Source organism: Shewanella sp. VB17 (assembly GCF_013248905.1).
In the GTDB taxonomy this organism is placed as follows: Bacteria; Pseudomonadota; Gammaproteobacteria; order Enterobacterales; family Shewanellaceae; genus Shewanella.
Genome location: NZ_JABRVS010000001.1, coordinates 3,105,756 through 3,123,412, shown reverse-complemented (window position 1 = coordinate 3,123,412; position 17,657 = coordinate 3,105,756). Strand labels below are relative to the sequence as shown.

17 protein-coding genes are annotated in these 17,657 nt (G+C 41.4%); 11 read left to right on the top strand and 6 right to left on the bottom strand.

Annotation, left to right across the window (positions count from 1 at the left end; genetic code table 11):
* Window positions 1-123 precede the first annotated feature (123 nt).
* The 5 genes from eat (at window position 124) to HQQ94_RS13330 (ending at window position 6,563) form a co-directional block, all read left to right on the top strand.
* Complete coding sequence (eat, locus tag HQQ94_RS13350) at window positions 124-1,584, top strand: ethanolamine permease (RefSeq protein ID WP_173294885.1); 1,461 nt, start codon at window positions 124-126, stop codon at window positions 1,582-1,584.
* A 139-nt stretch (window positions 1,585-1,723) separates the two neighbouring features.
* A complete protein-coding gene (locus tag HQQ94_RS13345; RefSeq protein ID WP_173294884.1) occupies window positions 1,724-3,091 on the top strand; it encodes a glutamine synthetase family protein in 1,368 nt (455 codons plus the stop codon).
* 55 nt (window positions 3,092-3,146) lie between these two features.
* Window positions 3,147-4,574 carry an aldehyde dehydrogenase family protein gene (locus tag HQQ94_RS13340; RefSeq protein WP_173294883.1) on the top strand — a complete coding sequence of 476 codons (1,428 nt, stop codon included), beginning with the start codon at window positions 3,147-3,149 and terminating at the stop codon, window positions 4,572-4,574.
* 29 nt (window positions 4,575-4,603) lie between these two features.
* On the top strand, window positions 4,604-5,773 hold the full coding sequence (locus HQQ94_RS13335) for an iron-containing alcohol dehydrogenase (RefSeq protein WP_173294882.1): 1,170 nt from the start codon (window positions 4,604-4,606) through the stop codon (window positions 5,771-5,773).
* A gap of 82 nt (window positions 5,774-5,855) precedes the next feature.
* Window positions 5,856-6,563, top strand: a complete 708-nt coding sequence (locus HQQ94_RS13330) for a GMP synthase (protein ID WP_173294881.1) — start codon at window positions 5,856-5,858, stop codon at window positions 6,561-6,563.
* Window positions 6,564-6,587: 24 nt separating this feature from the next.
* On the opposite strand, the gene HQQ94_RS13325 is transcribed toward HQQ94_RS13330, so the two are convergent.
* From HQQ94_RS13325 to HQQ94_RS13315, 3 genes are all read right to left on the bottom strand, one after another.
* Window positions 6,588-6,959, bottom strand: a complete 372-nt coding sequence (locus tag HQQ94_RS13325; protein ID WP_173294880.1) for a DUF2069 domain-containing protein — start codon at window positions 6,957-6,959, stop codon at window positions 6,588-6,590.
* A gap of 12 nt (window positions 6,960-6,971) precedes the next feature.
* Window positions 6,972-7,322 carry an arsenate reductase (glutaredoxin) gene (arsC, locus tag HQQ94_RS13320; RefSeq protein WP_173294879.1) on the bottom strand — a complete coding sequence of 117 codons (351 nt, stop codon included), beginning with the start codon at window positions 7,320-7,322 and terminating at the stop codon, window positions 6,972-6,974.
* A gap of 187 nt (window positions 7,323-7,509) precedes the next feature.
* Window positions 7,510-8,919: a M48 family metalloprotease gene (locus tag HQQ94_RS13315; protein WP_173296643.1), complete on the bottom strand. Its 1,410-nt coding sequence runs from the start codon at window positions 8,917-8,919 to the stop codon at window positions 7,510-7,512.
* 291 nt (window positions 8,920-9,210) lie between these two features.
* Between HQQ94_RS13315 and HQQ94_RS13310 the strand changes: the two genes are divergently transcribed.
* The gene (locus HQQ94_RS13310) at window positions 9,211-9,432 is read left to right on the top strand and encodes a sulfurtransferase TusA family protein (protein WP_173294878.1); all 222 of its coding nucleotides are present in this window, start codon (window positions 9,211-9,213) and stop codon (window positions 9,430-9,432) included.
* A 54-nt stretch (window positions 9,433-9,486) separates the two neighbouring features.
* Window positions 9,487-10,578, top strand: a complete 1,092-nt coding sequence (locus HQQ94_RS13305; RefSeq protein WP_173294877.1) for an AI-2E family transporter — start codon at window positions 9,487-9,489, stop codon at window positions 10,576-10,578.
* A 6-nt stretch (window positions 10,579-10,584) separates the two neighbouring features.
* Here HQQ94_RS13305 and HQQ94_RS13300 read toward each other — a convergent pair whose 3' ends face one another.
* Window positions 10,585-11,487: a LysR family transcriptional regulator ArgP gene (locus tag HQQ94_RS13300; RefSeq protein ID WP_173294876.1), complete on the bottom strand. Its 903-nt coding sequence runs from the start codon at window positions 11,485-11,487 to the stop codon at window positions 10,585-10,587.
* A gap of 123 nt (window positions 11,488-11,610) precedes the next feature.
* On the opposite strand from HQQ94_RS13300, the gene HQQ94_RS13295 reads away from it, so the two are divergent.
* The gene (locus tag HQQ94_RS13295; RefSeq protein ID WP_173294875.1) at window positions 11,611-12,222 is read left to right on the top strand and encodes a LysE/ArgO family amino acid transporter; all 612 of its coding nucleotides are present in this window, start codon (window positions 11,611-11,613) and stop codon (window positions 12,220-12,222) included.
* Between the two features lie 47 nt (window positions 12,223-12,269).
* Here HQQ94_RS13295 and bcp read toward each other — a convergent pair whose 3' ends face one another.
* Window positions 12,270-12,746, bottom strand: a complete 477-nt coding sequence (gene bcp / locus HQQ94_RS13290) for a thioredoxin-dependent thiol peroxidase (protein WP_173294874.1) — start codon at window positions 12,744-12,746, stop codon at window positions 12,270-12,272.
* A gap of 18 nt (window positions 12,747-12,764) precedes the next feature.
* Complete coding sequence (locus tag HQQ94_RS13285) at window positions 12,765-13,310, bottom strand: glycine cleavage system protein R (protein ID WP_173294873.1); 546 nt, start codon at window positions 13,308-13,310, stop codon at window positions 12,765-12,767.
* A gap of 502 nt (window positions 13,311-13,812) precedes the next feature.
* Between HQQ94_RS13285 and dapA the strand changes: the two genes are divergently transcribed.
* The 3 genes from dapA (at window position 13,813) to HQQ94_RS13270 (ending at window position 17,574) form a co-directional block, all read left to right on the top strand.
* Window positions 13,813-14,697: a 4-hydroxy-tetrahydrodipicolinate synthase gene (dapA, locus tag HQQ94_RS13280; RefSeq protein WP_173294872.1), complete on the top strand. Its 885-nt coding sequence runs from the start codon at window positions 13,813-13,815 to the stop codon at window positions 14,695-14,697.
* A gap of 3 nt (window positions 14,698-14,700) precedes the next feature.
* Window positions 14,701-15,822, top strand: a complete 1,122-nt coding sequence (bamC, locus tag HQQ94_RS13275) for an outer membrane protein assembly factor BamC (RefSeq protein WP_173294871.1) — start codon at window positions 14,701-14,703, stop codon at window positions 15,820-15,822.
* A gap of 849 nt (window positions 15,823-16,671) precedes the next feature.
* Window positions 16,672-17,574, top strand: a complete 903-nt coding sequence (locus tag HQQ94_RS13270) for a LysR family transcriptional regulator (protein WP_173294870.1) — start codon at window positions 16,672-16,674, stop codon at window positions 17,572-17,574.
* Window positions 17,575-17,657 lie beyond the last annotated feature (83 nt).

Here is a 17,657-nt window from a genome sequence, read left to right as displayed (position 1 = left end):
ACGGCAGGTTAATACACATGATTGTTTTTGCTGTTAAGGCATTGGACGGATTAAATTCTGTCAGGCATTCATTAATAGCGAATTAATGGGATCATTTCGTCAATCAAGATAAAGGGAAATGTCATGTCACACGTATCAAAGCCACACCATGCACCTAAAATAAAAAATAAAAGCATCAAGTACAAGGCCGTTTCAGATGAATACATGAACCAACGTCAACTTAAAAAAGGGGTTGCAGGATGGGTACTTTTGGCCAGCCTAGGGATCTCTTATGTTATCTCGGGTGATTTTGCCGGATGGAACTTTGGTCTTGAACTCGGTGGCTTTGGCGGCATGCTCATTGCGACGCTGATCATGGGGTTAATGTATATCTGTCTGGTATTAAGTCTCGCTGAAATGTCATCGTCATTGCCGACGGCGGGGGGAGGATACAGTTTTGCACGCCGCGCGATGGGGCCGTGGGGTGGATTTTTAACCGGGACGGCCATTTTACTGGAATACGCGATTGCCCCTGCCGCCATTGCCATTTTTATTGGCGGATATGTGCATGAGCTGGTTGGCATCGATGGGCCTATTGTGTATGCCGCATTCTATGCGGTGTTTATTGGTTTGCATCTATGGGGCGCGGGAGAAGCATTAAAAATCATGATGGGGATCACGTTACTGGCTGTGATTGCTATCGGTGTTTTTGTGGTCGGTATGGTGCCACATTTTGATTCTGCTAACTTGTTTGATATTGCTGCTAATCCCGATGTTGCCGGCTCAAGTCGTTTTCTTCCCGAAGGGTATATGGGGATCTGGGCTGCACTACCATTTGCTATGTGGCTGTTTCTTGCGGTAGAAGGGGTACCATTAGCGGCCGAAGAGGCCAGTAACCCGGCTAAAGATATGCCAAGAGGCATTATTGCTTCCATGCTGGTACTGATTGTCTTCGCTGCAGCGGTGTTGTTGCTGGTGCCTGGAGGGGCTGGCGCTGAGGCAATGAAAACTCATGGAGCGCCGTTAGTTGGCGCATTACAGTCAGTGTATGGCGTCGATTCACTGGCGGCTAAGTTTGTTAATATCGTTGGCTTATTTGGCTTAATTGCGAGTTTTTTCTCGATTATTTACGCTTATTCCCGTCAAGTTTTTGCGCTATCTCGTGCCGGTTATTTACCGCGTTTTCTCTCCTTGTCAGGTCAACGTAAAGTGCCTGTTTGGGCCTTAATTGTGCCAGGAATATTAGGTTTCTTGCTATCACTAACTGGTGAAGGTGACTTGATGATCACCATGGCAGTGTTTGGCGCCACGATTTCTTACGCCATGATGACGTTGTCACATATTATCTTACGCAAAAAAGAGCCCAATCTTGAACGTCCCTATAAAACACCGGGTGGCATATTGACTTCATCTATTGCTTTAGCACTTTCTTTAATCGCACTCGCATCGACTTTTGTGGTGAGTTTACAGGCAGCGATATGGTCAGCGCTGTTTTATTTGATCATGGTGACCTATTTTGTTCTTTACAGTCGCCATAGATTGGTGGCTTCGGCGCCGGAAGAGGAGTTCGACATGATCGCATCAGCGGAGTCTGAGCTTCATTAACCTGACTGTACCATGGTCAATACTTGCCAGTTCACTGCGGTTATCTGGCAATTCATTCTGGTGACTTATTTATTGAGCGATTCAACTCAACAATTACATAGCAATATATTACTGAGATCAAAGAGAAGGTAGGGCGAATATGGAAGCAAGACAAGTAAGCAGTATTGCCGATGCTATTGCCATCATTGAAGAGCGAGGACTAAGCCACATTAAGGTTGGCCTGTTTGATAACGATGGTGTGATGCGCGGCAAGTATATGTCTAAGTCAAAGTTTTTTGCTTCATTAGAAAAAGGGTTTGCCTTTTGTGATGTAGTACTGGGCTGGGATGTGAAAGATCAGCTGTACGATAATGCCAAATATACTGGTTGGCATACGGGGTATCCAGATGCGCCAGTGAAAATTTTGCCTCATACATGTCGCGACGTGATAGGTGAAGAAGGGATGTTGCTGTTTCTCGCCGAATTTTCCGATGAGGCGGAAGCAGTTTGCCCGCGAGGAACACTCAGACGAGTCATCGATAAAGCAGATAAGATGGGTTTTAACGTATTAGCAGCGCTGGAGTATGAGTTTTTTTTGTTTAACGAAACCCCTCAATCCATTCGAGACAAAAATTATCGTGATCTCCAGACGATTACCCCAGATTGGTTTGGTTATTCGATGATCCGTAATTCTGTGCATTCAGATCTGTATCAAGATATTTTATCCATGTCTGAATTGATGGATTTTCCTATTGAAGGCCTGCATTCTGAAACTGGCCCTGGTGTTATTGAAGCGGCGCTTGCTGTCGATAGTGCTGAAGCGGCAGCCGATAAAGGCGCGCTGTTTAAAACTTTTATGAAGGTGTTGGCACAAAAACGCAATTTAATGGCGACCTTTATGGCGAAATGGTCGGGTGATTATCCTGGGCAAAGTGGTCATATACATCTGTCGTTGCATAACAAAGATGGCAGCTCTGCGTTTCATGATCCCAGTCAAACTCACAACATGAGCAAGTTACAAAGACACTTTTTGGCAGGACAGCAAGCGTTAATGCCTGAATTTTTGTGCATGATAGCCCCAACCATTAACAGTTATTCTCGTATGGTTCCGGGTTTTTGGGCGCCAACGGATGCGACCTGGGGTGTTGAGAATCGAACCACTGCGTTGAGAGTGATCCCAGGCTCAGCAAAGTCGCAACGGGTAGAGTATCGATTAGGCGCCGCAGATGCTAATCCTTATTTGGCATTGGCGGCCGCGCTTGCCAGTGGTCTTTATGGTATCGAGCATGAATTAGAGCCTCACGATCAGGTTAAAGGCAATGCCTATGAACAGACCCATGATGTTGCATTGGCGCTGCCAGTGACATTATGGGATGCGGCGCAACAATTTAAGCAATCTCAAGCGGCAATAAGCTGTTTTGGCGAAACCTTTGTTGCGCATTACGCCATCAGCCGTGAATGGGAAGAGCGTGAGTTTAGACGCCATGTGACCGATTGGGAAATGGCGCGTTATTTCGAAATTATTTAGTCAATAAGCGGGTGTTTACGCTTAAGTGGTAGTACTCAATGGAGTGGATTTATTTATGGCATTATCTTCAAAAATAAACATGCAGGATACAATTTCACCAATAGACGGCAAAGTGTATGTTAGCCGTCCATTGGCAGATGAACATCAAGTGTTATCCTGTGTTGAACAGGCTGTGGCTGCCTATGATGGCGCTGAGCAGAGTTGGCGACGTACATCTATTGCTCAACGCAAAGTTCTGTGTAAAAAAGCCATTGAACAGCTATTGAGTCATCAAGCAGAAATAGGCCGTGAACTGAGTTGGATGATGGGACGCCCAATACGTTATACCGCAGGTGAGATGGCGGGCGTGGCTGAGCGCAGTGAATACATGATTGAGATTTGTGAGCAAGCATTGGCCCCCATTCAATTAGATGAAAAAGCGGGGTTTACCCGTTACATTAAGCGGGATCCTTTAGGGGTAGTATTGGTGATAGCGCCTTGGAATTACCCTTTTTTAACCGCGATTAACGCCATTATCCCTGCTTTATTGGCAGGCAACTGTGTGATCCTTAAGCATTCAGCACAAACGCCTTTGTGTGCTGAGCGCTTGCATCAAGCGTTTCACGATGCAGGATTGCCAGAGGGGGTCTTTCAATATCTTCACACCGATCACGATAATACCGCCAAGCTTATTGCACATGAGCAAATCGCGTACGTGGCATTTACCGGATCAGTATATGGTGGAAAAATGGTCGAGCAAGCGGCGAGTGGCCGTTTTATTGGTGTAGGCTTGGAGCTGGGGGGCAAAGATCCTGCTTATGTTCGCGCCGATGCCGATATAGACAAGGCCGTTGAGACATTAGTTGATGGCGCTTTTTTTAATTCGGGTCAATCTTGCTGCGGTATTGAGCGCATTTATGTTGCAGCTCAGGTGTATGATGAGTTTGTTGCTAAGGCGGTGGCCTTAACCAAGCAATATCAATTAGGGCGTGCTGATGATCACAATGTCACATTAGGCCCTTTGGTTCGCACCTCTGCGGCAGATTTTGTGCGCGATCAGATAAAAGAGGCGTTAGCACAAGGGGCTGTTGCCCATATCGATGAAGCCCTGTTTCCCATGAGTCAGCAGGGAACCCCTTATCTTGCGCCACAAATACTCACCCATGTGGATCACGCCATGCGGGTCATGACACAAGAGTCGTTTGGGCCTGTAGTGGGGATCATGAAAGTCGCAAGTGATGATGAAGCCATTGCCTTGATGAACGACAGTGATTTTGGCTTAACCGCCAGTGTTTTCACTCGCGACATGGAGTTAGGTATTGCGCTCGGTGATCGTCTTGAAACGGGGACTTTTTTCCTTAACCGTTGCGATTACCTCGATCCTGCTTTGGCTTGGACAGGCGTCAAACAATCCGGGCGAGGGTGCACTTTATCAAAGCTTGGCTTTGATTATCTGACACAGCCTAAATCATTTCATATTAAACATAATTCACTACCTGCATGAAGGTTGATAGATCCAAAAGGGAGTCATTGATGGATTTACACGCAAATTGGAATTTTCCCACGGCCATAACGGTGGGAGAGGGCTGCTTAGCCCAACTTGGTGAGCGTTGTAAAGCGCTTAAGATGACGAAAGTTTTGTTAATCACCGATCCTGGTTTGGTGGATTTTCCCATGGTTAACGAGGCGATAGCATATTGTACTCAAGCTGGGCTTGAAGCTGAGGTATTTTGTGAGATACAGGGGAACCCAACCGGAGAACATGTGCGAGCCGGTGCGAGTTTTTTTAACGCTGGACATTTCGATGGTGTGGTCGCATTCGGCGGGGGCTCAAGCTTAGATGCAGCCAAAGCCATTGCAATGATAGCAAAGCAATCATTGTCTTTATGGAGCACTGAAGATGTGGGGGATAACTGGACGCACATTGATGCTAGTCTCATGATCCCTGTCGTGGCGGTACCGACCACAGCGGGCACGGGATCTGAAGTGGGCCGAGCATCAGTGATCACCGATACCGATGGCTCTCATCCAATAAAACGGATCATTTTTCACCCTAATATGTTACCTGCCAATGTGTTACTAGACCCCCATTTGACTGTGGGTTTACCTGCTCATATTACCGCAGCAACAGGCCTAGATGCCTTATCGCATAATCTGGAAGCCTATTGCTCTTCTTTTTATCACCCTATGGCTGAGGGGATCGCGATAGAGGGGATCCGTTTAGTGAAACGGTATTTGCCTAGGGCGGTGGCCAATGGGGACGATATTGAGGCCAGAACGCAGATGTTGGTGGCATCGAGTATGGGGGCGACCAGTTTTCAGCGTGGATTAGGCGCCATGCACGCCATCGCCCATAGCCTTGGCGCATTGTATGACAAGCATCATGGATTGTTGAATGCGATTTTAATGCCCTATGTGTTAGTGCGAAACAGGCGTGTTATCGAAGAGAAGATCATTCGTTTATCAAAATATCTTGAATTAGACCAAGCTAACTTTGATGGTTTTTTGGCTTGGGTTATCACATTACGAGCACAACTTAGTATTCCCCATACGCTTGCCGAAATAGGGATCACTTTAGATGATCAAGTGTTAGTGGGTAAGATGTCTGTTCAAGACGCCGCTGCCGGAGGGAATCCCATTTCGTTAAGCGAGGATGATTATTCGTCACTCTTTGGCAATGCCGTTAACGGTCATCTTGGGTAACAGCGATTGTTTGAGGATGGCTTGAGCTAGCAAATCGATTGTCTAGCTCAATGTTTGCGAGATTTTTCACACCGGAGATCAGATGAAAATAGGTATTTTGCAATGCGATGATGTTACCGAGACACTGCAAGCGAAACATGGAAATTACCCTTTGATGTTTACTCGCTTGCTTGAAGGGATCGATCCACAATTAGTGTTTCGCGTTTTTCGCGTGATGGAGGGCGACTACCCAGATTCTGTGGATGAGTGTGATGCTTATATTACCACAGGGAGTCGTTATGGGGTCAATGATGATGACGATTGGGTGATCCAATTTGAACATTTTGTGGCAAGATTATACGCCCGTAAAAAGAAATTAATTGGCATTTGTTTTGGTCATCAAATGATGGTTAAAGCTTTAGGAGGCAAGGTCGCCAAGTCACCTAAAGGATGGGGGATTGGGGTGGCAACAGCGAGGGTCATTGAACGTAAACCTTGGATGAATGATCCAGTAGAGTCGATATCCTTAATTGTGAGTCATCAAGACCAAGTGGTTGAACTGCCTGCACACACCGAGGTGATTGCCGCCAGTGATTTTTGTCCATGTTATATAATACAGATAAGCGATCATTTTTTAGGTATTCAAGGGCACCCAGAATTCAGTAAAACCTACTCACAGGATTTGATGAATGCCCGCCGGGACAGGATCCCTCATCAACGCATTGAAACCGGAGAGTTGTCACTTTTATCCCCGGTGGATGCTCAACTAGTCACCCGTTGGCTGGTGAATTTTCTAATCCAAAAAGATTAATAACAACTTTGCCGTACTGTAACGTTATTTTTTTAGTTTTTTTAGCCCTAAACCCAATTCACGCCCACGGATCCTAGCATAAAAAGGAAAACCAATTAGTAAGCTACCGAGTAAAAGTACTTCAGCTAAAGCGAAAAAAACATATTTTTCGGTGACATAAAGTAAAGTAAGGCCATGAAGCATGTAGAGGCAAATAATAAAGCTCCCCCATGCATAAGTGTAGGGTTTACCTTGAATGACGCCTTTAAGTGGCAATAGTATAGGGATTATCCATAAGAGTGAGAAAATCAATGAATACTCACCATTTATGCCTTGATGGATAAACCAGGCACTTAGCAGAATAGTTAACGATAGGTAGCCTGAACGGCAAAGCTTAAATAACGTATTAGAGCTCATGAAGGACCTTTATTATAAAATTGAAAGCACGTTCTCAGGTGGACGGCCTATGGCGGCTTTATTGTTAGCGAGAACTATCGGGCGTTCAAGTAGTGCTGGTGTTTTGGCAATGGCGCGGATCAATTGTTCTTCAGTTAGGTTTAGTTCCCCTAGCCCTTGTTCTTTATATTCGGTTTCCTTAGTGCGCATTATTTCTCTTGCGGTTAAGTTTAGTTTCATTAATAACCCTTCAATTTCACTGCTCACTAATGGGCTTTTTAGGTATTCAACCACTTGAATATCACACCCATTCTCCTCAAGCAAAGCAAGAGTTTGACGGCTTTTTGAACAGCGAGGATTATGAATGATAGTAACTTGAGTCATTGTAAGTAAGCCTTGTCTTTGAAATTTGACGACATCATACGTTAAAAGGTGAGTAAAGCCAAAAGGATAGGGTTATCATTGTGTGAATTGTTTACTTAATATGTAAATATTCACTGACTGTTTCGATAAACTCACCTGTCCTCTACCTTATTTCTTATAACAACTTCTTATTAATAGGGTCCCATTATTACTTTAACGCCTCTAGTGCTTTTTCAGCCAGCTTAAATTGCCGTATTCTCGCTTCTATTCGAGCAAGTTGCAGAGGGTTATCTTCTGTGAGTTGATAAGCAAAATTTAATTGATCAATAGCGGTTTTATAATCAGCGCCTAGTGCCATGGATTCTGCCTTGGCAAAATGTTCCATTGCTTTATTACCTGTCTTCATATAGGCATCGCTTAACAAGAAGAAAGGAAGTTGATTTTGCTTATCGAGAAAAATTTGTTCCTCTAATAACGAAATTGATTTTTCCGGTTGTTCTGCCTCAATATAAGCATTGGCTAAGTTAATGTTGATCACTTGTGAGGTTGGTTTAAGTCGTTTTTGGTTTTCGAGTAAACTGATGGCTTGTTCATTGGCTTTTCTTTGTAGCAGTAAGTCAGTTTTAGCATCGATATAAAAAAGATTATTTTTATCCTCCTTGATTAATGTGTCGATAATGGACTCAGCTTCTTTGAAACGGTCAACTCTAAATAATGCCAGCGCTTTACCATATAACGCTGCATTTTTGAAAGCGTATTTTTGTTTGGCTAATTGTGTGTCAAATAGTGAAAGCGCAGCAGCATCGCTGTAACTGGAAAATCTGACTTGGATCCGCGATTTAGCGAGTTGAAAATTGAGATTGTCAGGCACGTATTGATGAGGATATTGCGCGGCCCTATTTCTTGCTTCTGTGATACGCGATTCTGTTAAAGGGTGAGTTAATAACATTTGTGGTGGGCTGGTGGTGAATCGGTATCGAGTGGCTAACTTAGCGAAAAAGTCTGCTGCACCATTAGGATCGAATCCCGCATTGACTAAAATCTGCATACCAAGGCGATCAGCCTCTTTTTCATGTAAACGAGTGTAGTTGATTTTAGCTTGAGTCGACAATGCTTGTGTGGTGGCCAGTGCTGCCATCCCTGCTTGAGGGGCTGCAATGGTTAACAATATGGCTCCTAGCATACCGACGATTGTTGCCGTTGAACTTTTATTTTGTGCTTCTAAAGAACGGGCTAAATGACGTTGAGTGACATGGGTTATTTCGTGTCCGAGTACGGATGCGATTTGGCTTTCAGTATCGGCATTGAGGAATAAACCAGTGTGTACACCGACGTGCCCCCCAAAAAAGGCGAATGCGTTAATTTCATCGTTTCTTAATAAGAAAAAATAAAAAGGGGTTTTTACGCCAGTAGCATAAGCCACTAACTTGTTACCTAATTCGGTGAGATATTGACTCAATACCGGATCGTTTAGCATGGGAGCAGATGAGCGGATCACTCGCATGTAGGCATCACCAAAAACAGTCTCTTTTTCTAAACTGAAGGTATTTACAGCTGCAGTACCGAGATCAGGAAGATCATTATTGGCTAAGCTTGCAGGTGCAGTAAGGCTGAACATAAATGACAATGCACCAGCTAAAAGTGATTTTTTTGATGTTAATTTACTCAAACTGATCCTTATTAAATCATCCTGCCATCAATAGACAGTGAATGCGCCTCTTGTTGGACGATTCGGGCTATATATATTGTTATTGATTATATAATGTTACGTGTGTTGCTTAAAGCCAAATAACGACATGTTACGCTTTATCGTGATGATTATTTTATGCTATCTGTATCGGCTAGCATTGTGTGTGGCCTTCTTATCACTGTAGGATAGTAGCCAAAGTTTGTTCATAGCAAGAGTATTATGGATTTTATTGATTTAACTTCATTTCGTTGCCCACAAGCATTAGTTAAAGTCAAATTAGCGTTAAAAACGTTAAATGTTGGTGAAACACTTTGCGTGTCATTATCTGACAGTGGATCTAGGCATGACGTTCCTCGATTCTTAAACAAAGCGGGTTATGTTTATTCAGAGATCGATAATGATGAACATATTTTAACACTCAAAATACAGAATGTAGCGTAATATTAAATTGAATTTATCGACAGGAACAGAACAATATAAATTTAGGGATGATGTATGTTAGCTTTATTAACAAGTTGGTATAAAGAAAGGTTTAGTGATCCACAAGCTGTGACATTGGTGTTTATTTTAATGGGAATAACACTGGCGATTTATTTTGCTGGTGGCTTATTGGCGCCTGTCATCGTTGCCTTGGTGCTGGCATTTTTATTGGAGTGGCCTTTAGTTCAAATGTTAAAACTTGGGATTAATAGAACCACTGCAGCATCACTTGTATTATTGATTTTTATAGGGTTAATGCTACTGATAATATTAGGGTTAGTGCCGAGTATCTGGAAACAAGGCGTGGAGTTAATCACCGATTTTCCTACCATGCTAGATAAAGGCCTGATAACGGCCCAAAGTTACTTAAATATGTATCCGCAATTTGTGAGTCCTGATCAGCTTGATATTATGGTTGGTGAGTTGAAAAAAATGTTAGATACGGAACACCTTGTCGATATCGGTAAACAAATATTAGGCTATTCGGCTTCATTACTGGTGTTAATGGTTTACGCTATTCTTGTTCCACTGCTAGTGTTTTTTTTCTTAAAAGATAAAGCTCAACTGCTTAAAGGAAGCAAGCGGTTTATTCCGACCAATCGTCAGCTTGCTCGTAAAGTGTGGTATGAAATGCATCAGCAGATCTTTAATTACATCCGCGGTAAAGTCATCGAAATTGTGATTATTGGTGTGGCGAGTTATATTTTTTTTGCTGTTATGGACTTACGATACGCAGCGTTGTTGGGTGTATTGACCGGTTTTTCAGTACTGATCCCCTATGTTGGTGCGACATTAGTGACTTTGCCCATTGCCTTAGTGGCTTTTTTCCAATGGGGAATAACGCCTGAGTTTGGTTATTTGATGTTAGGTTATGGCATCATTCAAGCATTGGATGGTAATCTTTTGGTCCCCCTATTATTTTCTGATGCCGTTGATTTACACCCCGTATTTATTATTGCTGCCGTGCTCGTATTTGGTGGTTTATGGGGCGTATGGGGTGTCTTCTTTGCTATTCCATTAGCGTCATTAGTTAAAGCGGTGCTTAATGCTTGGCCAACTCCGGCTTCGCAGCTCGAAGAGCCGCTAAATGATACCGTTAAGCGGTGATCTGTATTAGGACGGTGAACGATGGCAAAGAGAGTGTTTTGCTGTCATTGCCAGTGAACGATAAATCAGGGTGGTTTGTTTGGCTGTTAGGTTCCAGTGCTGCCAATAAAGAGGAATGCGTTTTCTTTTATTTGGGGTGATTTCTACCAGTATGCCTTTGTCGATTAATGGCTTAGCTTGAAGATGGCCAACTAAACCGTACCCCATTCCTTGGATAATGGCTTCAAGAAAGCTCTCTGATGAGGGGATCTTATGTTCGAGCCAACTTCCCGCTTTCATTTTGAAGTATTGGAACAGGTATTTCTCATGCAGTTTATCTTTGGTTGAGAATATCACTGCAGGCGCTTTTTCCAGTGAACTGTGAGTGATATTGACGGGGAAATATTGTTTGACAAAATCAGGTGTCGCGACACACAGGTATTCCATTTCACCTAAATATTCACTATTGCAGCCAGCTAATGCTGTTTGGGTTGTGGTGACGCAGCCCACAACTTCACCATTTTTTAATAAGTTGTGAGTATAGGACTCATCATCGACAATTAATTCTAACAACCATTGATGGCGTTTAAATACCTCTGATAACGCAGGGATAAACCAGGTTGCTAAACTGTCAGCATTAACAGCAATTTTGACGATGGTCGGTAAATTAGGATCATCGACATCCATTTCAATCCTCAATTCGCTTTCTAATAATTGAACCTGAGAATAGTGGCGCAATAAACGTTTTGCGATAGGCGTAGCTTCCACTGGTGTAGAACGGATCACTAAAGCTTGACCTATTTTTTCTTCTAACTGTTTTATTCTCTGAGACACAGCAGGTTGTGAAACACACAGTATTTTAGCAGCACGTTCAAATCCTCCTTCAGAGATCACAATGGCTAAGGCATGTAATTGAGCATAATCAAACATGTGAGGGGTCCAGAATACGCTAGTAATATAAGTATTACTTATACAGCATAAAAAACATTAGTTATATTTATTTTCACTGTGTCGGTAAACTTAACTCAATGAGTCATATTGAGGTTGTCAGTGATGCAAGCATTTATTCAAGGTGTAGGAATTGGCGCAAGCCTTATCATGGCTGTAGGGGCACAAAATACATTTGTATTAAAACAGGGATTAACGCGAGGGCACTCACTGCCGATCGCCGGTTTATGTTCTTTAATCGATGCTTTGATGATCACCGCAGGTGTTACTGGGTTGGGGCATCTTATTGTCACTTTTCCGTTAATTAAAGATATTGCTAGCCTAGGTGGAGGTATTTTCTTGTTGGTTTATGGTGCGCAAGCATTGAAGTCATCATTTTATTCTCATTACTTGACAGAAGAAGGAATAAAAGGGGTTGAAACATTAAAAGTGGCAATATTGACGACATTGGGTATTAGTTTGCTCAATCCGCATCTTTATTTAGATACCGTGGTACTTTTGGGGAGCATTAGTACTCAATTTGAAGGACCAGATCGTTACTTCTTTGGTGCCGGAGCTGTGTCAGCATCATTCATATGGTTCTTCAGTCTTAGTTTTGGGGCGAGGTATTTACGGCCTTTGTTTCAAAAGCCTAAAGCCTGGTGCTATTTAGATCGATGTATTTTTGTGATCATGTGGGCCATGGCATGGGGCTTGATTTGGCCTTATTTATGCTAAAACAGCGAAATAATGCCCGTATTAATGAGCATTATTCTATTTTATGGTTAAAGTGAATTTTCTGTTAGATGGGATAGTATAACTTGATGGTGATCTTTGGTCTTAAATTTATCAAACACATGAGCAATTTTCCCATCTTGTCCGATAAGGAAACTCAATCGGTGGATACCATCATAAATTTTACCCATAAATTTTTTCTCCCCCCATACGCCAAAATCATCGGCAACACTGTGGCTTTCATCACTAAGTAGGGAAAAGTTGAGTGTTTGTTTGTCTGAAAATCTCGTCAGTTTAGTCACAGGATCTGGGCTTATCCCTAACACTGTGATATTCAGTTTCTCTAGCTCACTTTTGCTGTCTCTTAATCCACAAGCCTGAACAGTGCATCCAGGCGTTGAAGCCTTAGGGTAAAAATAGACAAGTACACGCCCCTGTGTGAGACAATTTTTTAATGAAACAAGCTCATTTTGTTGATTATTTAATGTAAATAAAGGCGCGAGATCACCTACAACTAATGTTTTCATGTATATATCCTAAGGTCATTATGCTTGTGCAGCGGTGAATTCTTGCATACGCTCGATAGTGCAATTGAGCGACATGTCTTGTGCAAGTTCATGGATGCTGAGTTCAAGCTTATCGAGTTCTATTTTTTCAGGTACATTAATGGTCAAAAATACAGCTTGAGTGGGATCGCCATTTTTGTCTTCTTCGGCGTGAGACCTCATGGCTGCAAGATCCAATGAGCGTTCAGCGAGAAATTGAGTTATCTTTTTCATGGTGCCACGTTTATCTTTGCCATTGAAGGTTACTTCAAGGCGAGAAACGTAATGTTGAGCGGTATGTTTAGAGGTACGCTTCATGACGGTCATGAGTTCAAGTTCAACACTCAAACTGGGCAAGGTTGATTCCATCTTAGTGATAGAGGCCCAAGAACCTGAAAGCATCATGATCAAAGTGAATTCGCTGCCAAATAAGGCCATGCGACTGTCAACGACATCACAATCACATTCACTGGCAAGTCTTGCAAATTTACTGACAATACCTGGACGATTAACACCCATAGCAGTAATAACAAGATGGTTGGACATGAATTCTCCTTATTTTTATCGATATTGTAAACTTAAACGCAAAAGAGGTGCCGCGTTTTTTTAAGTAGCCTAATGCTACCACAAGTTTTTTAATATGTGATCTTTGTCTTGTGGATATACCAAATTCGGTTTAACAAAAAGTGGTCAGAGTGACGTTATTCATTGCTATTAGGATCGTACGTCCAATAGAACACCGCTTTTTGCGTTACTCATCCAATTCTCTCACTCCTAAGGTCTAAATACTAATAAGTATGAAATATCAGGTAATGATAATCGGGTGATGGCTCTTGGTAATGTGAGTCAATTCTTCAATTGGCAGGGCGCAGAAGTGTCAGATTTTAGTGATGATGAAATACAAAAGTTGGGCGTTATCTTAAATTATGCTTAAATTTTACCTTGTTTGCAGGATGAAAAAGTCTTAACGCCACAGAAACACTGAAATGCTTGTTTTTAGTGCTAAGCATCAGTACCATAGCGATTCCTGAATTCTGGGGGGACTCACATGATAAACGGAAGCATCGTAGCCTTAATCACACCAATGAATTGTGATGGCACAGTAGATTACAACAGTCTTGAACAGCTAGTAGAGTACCATGTTAATGAGGGGACTGATGCCATTGTAGCGGTAGGCACAACAGGTGAATCAGCCACATTGTCCATCCCGACGCACACAGAGGTGGTCTCGCAAACTGTTAAGTTTGCTGCCGGCAGATTACCCGTGATAGGCGGTAACGGCGGCAATGCAACCTCAGAAGCGATAGAGTTAACTAAAGCACAATCCAAATTAGGTGTCGCCGCGATGTTAGGTGTCACCCCCTATTACAATAAACCTAGCCCTAAAGGTCTTATTGCACACTATAAAGCAGTGGCGGCGAGTACTGATATCCCGCAAATATTATATAATGTGCCAGGGCGTACTGCTGTTGATATGCTGCCAGAGACGATCGCTGAGCTGGTGAGTGTACCCAATATCATCGGAGTTAAAGAAGCTACAGGTGATTTAAGCCGTGTTAAGCGTTTACGTGAATTATGCGGCAATGACTTTTTGCTATATAGCGGTGATGATGGCACAGCCAGAGAATTCTTATCCCTTGGTGGTGATGGTGTGATTTCAGTGGCCAATAACATTGTTCCCAAGCAGTTTAAGTTAATGTGTGATGCCGCCATTTCAGGGGATTTTCAAGCTGCGATGGCTGCTGAAGACAGTATAAAGGGACTTTTTTCTGCCTTATTTTGTGAGGCAAACCCTATTCCTGTAAAATGGGCTGCTCATCGAATGGGGCTGATAAGTCAAGGGTATATTCAATTACCTTTAACGGAACTTTCTACAGAGTTTCATGGTCAATTATTAGATGCAATGAGACATGCTCGAATAGAGGTTAATTAATTGATGTTAAAGCAAGTGACTCCCTTAGTTTTACTCGCAGCTGTGACCGCTTGTAGTTCACCTGTGGATCGCAGGCAGGCCAATGGCGGTGATGAATATATTCATGCAGCGATAGAACCGACACTGAACATTCCTGATGGGTTAAAGACGCCAGTTTACAGTAAAGAATATGCCATTCCTCAGCTTGGTTCTAAAAGTAATCAAGCATTGGTTGGCAGAATGTTGGATATACGCCCGCCATTACAAGTACTGCCAATGGCTGAAGGGACGCATGTAGAAGAAAGCAGTGACAACATTAAGATCGTCGTTGAATCTATTGATAATGACATCGATTTGAAGCAAGAACTTTATGATGTATTAACCGCTTATTTGGCCAGTAAATCCATTGCTATTTTAAGTGAAGATTACCAGAAAGGACTGATTGAAACTGACTGGATAGAAAATAAAGAAGTGATGGAATCGAACCTATGGGGCAGTGATGACATTTACTTATTGAGTCAGCGTTATCAATTTCATGTCGATGTACGTCCCCATGGCCGCAGCGGTAATATCTCCATCGACTTGATTGATCACAAAGAGAGTTTTGATGGCGAACAACAAGATATCGTGTTAACCGGTGAAGACAGACGTCGTTACACTATCGACATGCTTAATAATGCGATTGCTTATATGAGTGTTAAGCGGGCTCAGTCGATAAAAGCTAAGCGCATTAAAGAAAGTTTAGGCATTGATATATCTGTGGTTAAAGGCTCAGGACTTGATATAAAGAGCGACGATTTTATCGCATCATATTGGCTTGCCGATGCTGCATTTAAGCAAACGTGGGATCGCTTGCGAATTGTGTTACCTGAGCTAGGTTTTGACATTGTTGATATGGATAGTAGTAAAGGTCTTTATTATATTAATGTTAACGATGACTCTGGTTTTTGGAGTTCTTTGTGGAGTGAAAAAGAACTGCCTATCCAAGAAGGTTCATACCGTTTACAACTAAAAGAAAATGCCACTAAAGACAAAACCGAAATTTATCTACACGATGATGAAGATAAAGCGGTAGATAATGTGGTTGTAGAGGCTGTTTATGAAGGGCTTGCAGAACTAATGAAAGAAGATCGTAAAGTGCGTTAATTTTAGTTATTTTAATGCATACTATAAATAAGGGAGCAGTGCGTGTTACTGTTCCCTTATTTATCAATAGCATCTACATGTATTTATTACCTTAATATATAAATACACCGTTATTTACCGTCAAAAAGCTAAACTTAGCCTCTGCTCTGTACCTTTACCTAAGCACTTCAAATGCTAATCTAGATCAAAATATTGAATTATGATAGAAACTTAACTTCATTCTTAGGTAGATTTATTCTATCAAGTGTGTGTTTTAGGTTCGTTAACGCTGAGCTTAGAATCTGAAGTCGCTAAATAACTACTTTTTACTCCATATATACAATATTAGTGACTATTTTAGGAACAATTAGTGGCTTTGAAATGCTGCAGCTTTGTTCGGTTAAAGTGATCATACTTTTCTACATTTATGATAACTAATGGTTCTTTAATTAATATGGTTTAATGAACTAAAAAAATTAACGTCAAAATAACGTCACTTTTTTTTATTTTGTAAATAAATATGGGTCAATTGTCGATGTGTATTTTTTTTAGTTCTGTTATTTAACCTGCTGTTATACAACTATTTTACTGCATTATTTATAAATTGTGATATCTATTTCATCATTTTTTTCATCATTTTTCATCATTTTTCACTATAATTTTTTGTGATACGAGAGTTTAATTTAACTGAATTTGTAGCTAGTATAGTTTATTCATTGGCATAGTTATTTTTTTGACACTGCTAACATAGTATAAATTTAGGGAGTATCTAGAATTATCAAAAATGTGCTAAGACATTCATAACCCAAGGTGATATATGGCTTTACATGGAAGGAAGCGTAATTAAAGTAAAAAAAGAGGTATGCCATAATGATACAATTCACTTTCGCTCAATTAACCACTTTTGCTGCAGTATGCCAGCATGGTTCATTTGCTAAAGCAGCTAGAGTACTTGGAAAAGATAGATCCACGTTGAGTGAGCATGTTAGTAACCTAGAAATCAGTCTTGGAGTCATATTATTTGATCGTACAAGCAATAGTCCTCAACTAACTAACGAAGGTAGTCAAATATATCATCAAGCTATCTTATTGTTACGGAATGCTTCAGAGTTAGAGCAAACTGCAATTAATATACTATCTAAAGAAGGAAAAGAGTTCACCATTTCTTTAGATACGACAGTGCCTGATATGCTCATTTATAATGTCAATAAATCTGTTTCTTTACAGTTCGTTGATACTATATTTAATTGGGTTCATTATGACAGAGATAATGCTTTCAATCTGTTATTGGAAGGTGAGATTGATATACTCATTATGCTTCCAAATGAATCAACAAGGTTGGTGATCCCACCGAAAGGGATTGGACATTGTGCTCTTGGTAACTTACCTGGCGCTTTTTATTCTGGTGCTAATTCTCCCTTACAACAGCTGGACTCTGTCTCTGTTCAGGATCTTCAATTAGAAAAAAGATATGTATTAAAGAATTTTGTGGATGCAGGTTTAAGTGATAGCAACAGATTTTCTAATTATCAACAGATCATTGATAAGGAGGAGTTATTACTCAGGCTATTGGAAGACTCAGGTTGGGCTTTTTTACCCAAACATTTGGTAAAAAAGACGAAAAATAACATTGTAGAGCTACAAACCAATTTTCTAAATGACGTATGGCAAATCCGTTACCTACTGTTATACCGTAATACTAAAGGAAAAATAATACCTGAAATAGTCAATGAAATCAAAAATCAGTTTAGGATTATGGCTAGTGAAAATTGATATTTACGTTGTTCTATTGTGTAATAACAGGGCTATTGGATGTTAATCTCTGATCCTAGTAAGGTTGAGTGGTGATCATCATC